Genomic DNA, 7,644 nt, shown 5'->3' with positions numbered 1-7,644 from the left:
GCTCATACTGGCTCCTATTGGACAGGAAATAGGAGGCTCTTGACTGTCTACAAAACCCTGGGCGATTCAAGGGCGCGTCTGAGTATTTCTACATCTGGTCCCTGGATTTGGTCGGTATCATGCACCCGATCAAGCCGGAATGGGAAGGCCAGAACATGCGCGGCAAGCTCAAAGATGGCGAAGGCCACGATGCCCTGCAACACATCGTCGATCAGCTTCGCGCCAGCAGCGACGGCAAGGCATTTGTGCCTGCCACCTTCACCCGTCCGGGCAGCACCGCCTGGGTGCCTAAACTGCAGTACGCCGTGCGCATTGATGGCTGGAACTGGATGGTCGGTTCGGGCCTGTACATGGACGATGTCGATGCCCTGGTACGCACCGCCATTTTGAAAGATATGGCGCTGGTGCTGGCCATCACCCTGGTGGTGGCCGTGATTGGTCTGGCGGTGTTTCGTTCGGTCACGCGCCAGATTGGTGGCGATCCGGCCCTGGCCATGGCCGCCATGGAAGATGTCGCCCAGGGCCGGCTGGATACCGTCATCCCCCCCGCGCCCGAGCACTCCTTGCTGCATGGCCTGGGCAACATGGTGCAGTCGCTGCGCAGTTTGGTCAGTGAAGTGCGCCAGGCCTCGGACAGCATTGCCACCGCCGCTACAGAAATTGCCCACGGCAATAGCGATCTGGCCCAGCGCACCGAAAACACGGCCAGCAATTTGCAATCGACGGCCAGCAGCATGGAAGAAATCTCCGGCACGGTACGCCAGACCAGCGATTCGGCCCACACGGCCAGCCAGCTGGCAACCTCGGCGGCCGAGGTCGCCCAGCGCGGCGGTGCCGTGGTAGCCGAGGTGGTGCAGACCATGGGGGCGATCAACGCCAGCAGCACCAAGATCAGCGACATCATTGGCGTGATTGACGGCATTGCTTTCCAAACCAACATCTTGGCGCTGAACGCGGCTGTGGAAGCGGCCCGCGCCGGCGAGCAAGGGCGTGGCTTTGCCGTAGTGGCTGGCGAGGTGCGCACCCTGGCCCAGCGCAGCGCCCAGGCGGCCAAAGAGATCAAGCAATTGATCAACGACTCGGTCCAGCAGGTACACAGCGGCACCAGTTTGGTGGGCAGCGCCGGCAGCACCATGGGCGACATTGTGGCCAGCGTGCAGCGTGTGACCGACATCATTAGCGAAATCCGCGCCGCTACGTCCGAGCAAACCCAGGGCATTGGCCAAGTGAGCGAGGCCATGCACCAGCTCGATCAAATGACGCAGCAAAACTCGGCCCTGGTGGAAGAGTCCTCCGCCGCTGCCGAAAGCCTGCGCGAGCAGGCGGCCCGCTTGATCGAGGTGGTGGCGCAATTTCGCCTGAGCAACCAGCCTGCCAGCCCCGCCGCCCACCGTCCGGCAACCACTCCCGCACCCCACTCACCCAGCCCGGCCCCCCAGGTCACACCCAAGGCCAGCGTGGCAGCCAAACCCGCTGCAGCGCTGCCCACCGGCACCAGCAAAGCCCCGGTTAAGCGCCCGGCCACAGCGGCCCAGGCAGCCACCAGCCCGGCCCCGCCACTGCAGGCTACAGCCCTGAAGCCACCCGCTGCCGCCCCAGCGCCACGCAGCGATGATGACTGGGAAACGTTTTAAACCGCTGCGCAATACAGCGCATTTCAACGTTTTGTCACAATCGTGTCGCACAGTCGGCCACAGACCAATCGGGTCTGTTGCTTGGTTTGCTGCACATGGCTTTTGCACCCTCTTTTTCCACCTCCGCCCCCAGCATCGGCCCACTGGGTCGGCGTTTGCTGGGCCTGTTCTTTATCTTGCTGACGCTGGGGCTGGCGGGCGCGTCCATGGGCTTGTGGGCGCTGGCGCGGATTGGCCAGGCCACGGATGGCATCGTCGTACACAGCCTGGCCATTGAGCGCCTGCTCAGCGACACCCAGCGCCTGCAGGCCCTGAACGCTGAGCGTTACAAGGCCGTCGCCCTCAGTTCCGAGCCCGAGGTGGGCGACACCCTGGGTGCCGACATTGCCGCCACCGAACAGCAGTACAACACCCATTTGGCACAACTGGAGCAACTGCTGCAAAGCAAAGCCCAGCAGGCCCTGCTGGCCCAAGTCCACCAACAGACGCTGGCGTTTGACACCGCACGCCAGGCCCTGCTGCAAGCGCGGGACTTTGGCCTGACCGAGCGCATCCGCGATGTTTACACCCAGCAATTTCTGCCCGCCACACAGGCCCAGCAGGCCGCCCTGGCCGCCCTGGGCCAGGCGCAGCGCCAGGCCATTGATGCCGATGCCCAGCAGGTTGCGCAATGGAGCACGCGGGCCCGCCAGGCGCTGCTGCTGTTTGGCAGCCTGGCCCTGGTGCTGGGCCTGCTGCTGGTGCTGTGGCTGGTGCGCAGCATCACGCGCCCGATTGCGCTGGCACGCGACACCGCCGACCGTGTTGCCGCGCTGGATCTGCGCCACGATATTGCTGGCCACGGGCGCGACGAAACGGGCCACATGCTCGCCGCCCTGGGCACCATGCAGGAGGCCCTGCGCCGCCTGGCCCACCAGGTGCGCACCAGCGTGCAAAGTTTGCACCACGCCTCGGGCGACATCGCCAGTGGCAATGCCGACCTGTGCCTGCGCACCGACCAAGCCGCCAGCAGTCTGCAACAAACCGCCGCTGCGCTAGAGCAGGTGCAGCAAGCCGTACACCACTCCGTGCGCACCGCTGAACACACCGAAACCCAGGCCGCCCAGGCCGCCGCCCAAGCACAGCAGGGCCAGCAGGTGGTGGCCCAGGTGAGCCAAAGCATGGTCACGCTGGAGCGCACTGCGGCCCGCATTGGCACCATCACCGGGGTGATTGATGACTTGGCTTTTCAGACCAATCTGCTGGCACTGAACGCAGCCATCGAAGCCGCCCGCGCCGGCGAGCGCGGACGCAGCTTTGCCGTTGTGGCCGGCGAGGTGCGCCAGCTGGCCCAGCGCTCAGCGGCTGCAGCCCACGAAATCAAAACCCTGATCGGCCAAGCCCAGCAGCAAATTGCCCACAGCGGTACCCTGGCCCAGGCCGCCGATGCCCGCATGGCGCAGGTGGCCGCCGCCATCGCCCACACGGCGCACGCCATGCTGGACATTCGCACCCACAGCCAGGCGCAGCGCAATGACATCGCCGCCATTGGCCAAGCGCTAACCCAGCTCGACCAGGTCACCCAGCAAAACGCCGCCCTGGTCGAGCAATCGGTCAGTGCCACGGCGCAGCTGCGCACCCAGGCCGACGAATTGACGGCCTTGGTCAGCCGCTTCATCCTGCCCGAGAGCATGCCGGGCACACTGCTGGCGCTACAACAATAAGAACTGCTTGCGCTTAAAAACAAAGGGGTTGAGAGGAAAAAGCCTCTCAACCCCTTATTTACTCAGCGCAAAGCGCTTTGATTTTTATGATTTTGCCGGGTGGATGGGAATGTAAAACTCCCCGCCCGCGCGGTTGAACTCGTCGGCCTTGGCGGCCATGCCCTCGGCCAGGGCCGCCTCTTCGGCCACGCCCTTGGCAGCGGCAAATTCGCGCACCTCTTGCGTGATCTTCATGGAGCAGAACTTGGGCCCGCACATACTGCAGAAATGCGCCACCTTGGCCGAGTCCTTGGGCAGGGTTTCGTCGTGGTATTCCTTGGCTGTTTCGGGGTCCAGGCCCAGGTTGAACTGGTCTTGCCAGCGGAAGTCGAAACGCGCCTGGCTGAGCGCATCGTCGCGCGCGCGGGCACCGGGGTGGCCTTTGGCCACGTCGGCGGCGTGCGCGGCGATCTTGTAGGCGATGATGCCTTGCTTCACGTCGTCGCGGTCGGGCAGGCCCAGGTGCTCCTTGGGCGTGACGTAGCACAGCATGGCCGTGCCCATCCAGCCGATCATGGCCGCGCCAATGGCCGAGGCAATGTGGTCGTAGCCCGGCGCGATGTCGATGGTCAGCGGGCCCAGGGTGTAGAACGGCGCTTCGTGGCAGGTTTTGAGTTGCTCGGTCATGTTGGCCTGGATCATGTGCATGGGCACGTGGCCGGGGCCTTCAATCATGGTCTGCACGTCGTGCTTCCAGGCGATTTGCGTCAGTTCGCCCAGGGTGTGCAGCTCGGCAAACTGCGCCTCGTCATTCGCGTCGCTGGCGCAGCCGGGCCGCAGGCCGTCGCCCAGGCTGAAGGCCACGTCGTAGCTCTTCATGATGTCGCAGATGTCCTCGAAATGCGTGTAGAGGAAGCTCTCCTTGTGGTGTGCCATGCACCACTTGGCCATGATGGAGCCGCCGCGCGAGACGATGCCGGTGCGGCGCTGGGCTGTGAGGTGGATATAAGCCAGCCGCACGCCAGCGTGGATGGTGAAGTAGTCCACGCCCTGCTCGGCCTGCTCGATCAGCGTGTCGCGGAAGATCTCCCAGGTCAGGTCCTCGGCCACGCCGCCCACCTTTTCCAGTGCCTGGTAGATCGGCACGGTGCCAATCGGCACGGGGCTGTTGCGCACAATCCAGTCGCGCGTGGTGTGGATGTTTTTGCCGGTGGACAAATCCATCACGTTGTCCGCGCCCCAGCGGATGGCCCAGACCAGCTTTTCCACTTCTTCTTCAATGCTGGAGGTGACGGCGGAGTTGCCGATGTTGGCGTTGATCTTCACCAGGAAGTTGCGCCCAATCGCCATGGGCTCGACCTCGGGGTGGTTGATGTTGGCCGGAATGATGGCGCGGCCGCGGGCCACTTCGTCGCGCACAAATTCGGGGGTGATGATTTTCGGAATCATCGCGCCCATGGGGTTGCCCATCAGGCGCTGCTCGCGGGCCGGGTCTTGCTGGTACTGCGCCATCCATTCGCGCTTGCCGTTTTCGCGCAGGGCCACGTATTCCATCTCGGGGGTAATGATGCCCTTCTTGGCGTAGTGCATCTGCGTGACGTTGGCACCGGCCTTGGCACGGCGCGGCTGGCGTTGCAGGGCAGCCGCTTCCTGGCGCAGCTGGGCCAGGCGGGCGGCATCTTCGCTTTGGCGGCCATCGTCCAGCGCCACGGGCTTGCGGCCCTCGTACTGCTCGGTGTCGCCACGCTCGGCAATCCAGGCGGCGCGCACGCTTTGCAGCCCTTTTTTTACGTCGATGGTGGCGGCGGGGTCGGTGTAGGGGCCGGAGGTGTCATACACGCTCACCACTTCGCCATTGGTCAGCGCAATATCGCGCACCGGCACGCGCAGATCAGAGCGGCTGCCGGTGATATAGGACTTGGTGGAGGCGGGAAACGACTCGCGCGTGCGGGCGAGCAGTTGGACAAAGGTATCGGGGGCATTCATTGCGGCAGTCTCCTTGGGGAATCACACAAAACAGGACATGCTCCGCAATCGATTGGGGCTGGCAGCAGGCACCCGCCGCATGGGCGGCAAGGCGCAGGTTTCCATCCATTTCCCAATGGCAGCTCTTCTTACGCTGGTATTAACCAGATCAAGTTCGCGGTTTCGGTGACTGGGGCCACCATCTCAGCACGCCTGGGAAGTTCAGCTGCAACGCCCTTCTTCCCTCGTGCACCCCGGAGCAAGCGGGCAGTATAGCGGCCCCGCCTATCCATTGCGTTTACCGCAGCAAAAGGTAATTTTTAATAAAAATAGCTGCTAACAACCATCTGGCAATCGCTAGCAGCTATTGTTTTTTAGTAACTCAGCGCTTAAACCGCAATGGCGGCAGCTGCTCCGACCTGCTTGCGCAGCTCGAACTTCTGAATTTTGCCGGTGCTGGTCTTGGGCAGTTCGCCAAACACAATGTGGCGCGGCACTTTAAAGCCGGCCAGGTGCTGTTTGCAGTGGGCGATGATGTCCTCTTGCGTCACATGCACCCCGGCTTTGACTTCCAGGAAAGCGCACGGCGTTTCGCCCCACTTCTCGTCGGGCATGGCCACCACGGCGGCGGCGATCACGGCAGGGTGGCGGTAGAGCACATCTTCCACCTCGATGGAGGAGATGTTCTCGCCACCGGAGATGATGATGTCCTTGCTGCGGTCTTTGATCTTGATGTAGCCATCCGGGTACTGCACGGCCAGGTCGCCGCTGTGGAACCAACCGCCCCGGAAGGCTTCCTCGGTGGCCGCCGGGTTCTTCAGATAGCCCTTCATGGTGATGTTGCCGCGGAACATGATCTCGCCCATGGTCTCACCATCCTGGGGCACGGGCTGCATGGTTTGGGGATCAAGCACCCGCACGTCACGCTGCAAGTGGTAGCGCACGCCCTGGCGGGCGTTCAGGCGGGCACGCTCGCCGATGTCCAGCGCGTTCCAGTCATCGTGTTTGGCGCACACCGAGGCGGGGCCATACACCTCGGTCAGGCCATACACGTGGGTCAGGTCAAAGCCCATTTCCTCCATGCCTTCGATCATCGAGGCCGGTGGCGCCGCGCCAGCGACCATGGCCTTGACCCCGGCGGGGATACCCGCTTTGAGTTCGGCCGGGGCATTGATGAGCAGCGATTGCACGATGGGCGCTGCGCAGTAGTGGGTAACCCCATGCTCGCGCATGGCATCGAAAATGGCCTTGGCCTCCACCCGGCGCAGGCACACGTTCACGCCTGCACGGGCTGCCACCGTCCAGGGGAAGCACCAGCCGTTGCAGTGGAACATGGGCAGTGTCCACAAATACACGCTGTGCTTGGGCATGTCCCACTCCAGCACGTTGCTGATGGCGTTAATGGCCGCGCCCCGGTGGTGGTACACCACCCCCTTGGGGTTGCCGGTGGTGCCGCTGGTGTAGTTCAGGGCAATGGCATCCCACTCATCTGCCGGCTCTTCCCAGGCAAATGCCGGATCGCCCTGGGCCACAAATTGCTCGTAGCTGACACTGCCCACCTGCGTGGCAGCTTCGCCGTACAAGGCATCTTCAACCTGAATCACCAGCAAGGGCTCGGTGCGCTGGCGCAGTTGGAGCGCCTTGGCAATCAGCGGGGCAAATTCGGGATCAACAATCAGCGCCTTGGCTTCGCCATGGTCAAGCATGAAGGCGACGGCCTCGGGGTCCAGGCGGGTGTTCAGGGCATTGAGCACGGCCCCGGCCATGGGCACACCAAAGTGCGCCTCAATCATTGGTGGTGTGTTGGGCAAGATAACGGCGACCGTGTCATTTTTGCCAATGCCGGCCTGCTGCAAGGCATGGGCCAACTGGCGGCAGCGGGCGTAAGTCTGCGCCCAGGTCTGGCGCAAAGCACCGTGCACGATGGCCAGACGCTCGGGGTAAATGCTGGCCGAGCGCTCTAAAAACCCCAAAGGGCTCAACGCGGCGAAGTTGGCGGCATTGCGCTGCAGGTTTTGGTCGAAGTGGCTTGTCATCCTCTATTCCTTCAAACGGTGGGTTAAATAATTGATTTACTGAAAATATTTCAAAAACACTGTGGCTAAAAAGTTTTAGCAAAACAATACAGGAGTGATTCAGTCAGAAATGACCATATAAATGAAATGGTTTCTACTAAACTTAATTCTAGGGTAAACGATAGGGCTGTGCGACATAAAACCGCCAGATCTGCATTTGCTCTTGCACTGCGGCACCCAACCGCTGTTTTTTCCCCATTCATTCGCATTCATTTGCATTAACTGTCGCATCCCGGATGATTGCATAGACAAAAATCGCTATCCGCTGTTTATGGCGCGATCCGTGCT

General features: G+C 62.5%; 3 protein-coding genes, 1 pseudogene and 1 riboswitch. Of the genes and pseudogenes, 2 read left to right on the top strand and 2 right to left on the bottom strand.

The annotated features are described in order from the left end of the window. Positions 1 to 68: 68 nt before the first annotated feature. A pseudogene (locus ACFO24_RS07485) lies at positions 69 to 1,634 on the top strand (methyl-accepting chemotaxis protein); the annotation flags it as partial. 95 nt (positions 1,635 to 1,729) lie between these two features. Next, on the top strand, positions 1,730 to 3,337 hold the full coding sequence (locus tag ACFO24_RS07480) for a methyl-accepting chemotaxis protein (RefSeq protein ID WP_377737775.1): 1,608 nt from the start codon (positions 1,730 to 1,732) through the stop codon (positions 3,335 to 3,337). A gap of 84 nt (positions 3,338 to 3,421) precedes the next feature. Here ACFO24_RS07480 and thiC read toward each other — a convergent pair whose 3' ends face one another. Next, positions 3,422 to 5,302, bottom strand: a complete 1,881-nt coding sequence (thiC, locus tag ACFO24_RS07475; protein WP_207574511.1) for a phosphomethylpyrimidine synthase ThiC — start codon at positions 5,300 to 5,302, stop codon at positions 3,422 to 3,424. A 108-nt stretch (positions 5,303 to 5,410) separates the two neighbouring features. After that, a riboswitch (TPP riboswitch) is annotated at positions 5,411 to 5,548 on the bottom strand. A 122-nt stretch (positions 5,549 to 5,670) separates the two neighbouring features. After that, positions 5,671 to 7,317: an acyl-CoA synthetase gene (locus tag ACFO24_RS07470; protein ID WP_377737773.1), complete on the bottom strand. Its 1,647-nt coding sequence runs from the start codon at positions 7,315 to 7,317 to the stop codon at positions 5,671 to 5,673. Positions 7,318 to 7,644 lie beyond the last annotated feature (327 nt).

Origin of the sequence: Comamonas denitrificans, assembly GCF_042654745.1 — a bacterium.
Classification (GTDB): domain Bacteria; phylum Pseudomonadota; class Gammaproteobacteria; order Burkholderiales; family Burkholderiaceae_C; genus Comamonas; species Comamonas denitrificans.
Note: the sequence above shows the minus strand (reverse complement) of the source record. Positions and strands in the feature narration are given on the sequence as shown.

Coding starts and splice junctions, on each gene's coding strand:
- ACFO24_RS07480 (WP_377737775.1), top strand. CDS start 1,730: ATGGCTTTTGCACCCTCTTTTTCCACCTCCGCCCCCAGCATCGGCCCA.
- thiC (WP_207574511.1), bottom strand. CDS start 5,302: ATGAATGCCCCCGATACCTTTGTCCAACTGCTCGCCCGCACGCGCGAG.
- ACFO24_RS07470 (WP_377737773.1), bottom strand. CDS start 7,317: ATGACAAGCCACTTCGACCAAAACCTGCAGCGCAATGCCGCCAACTTC.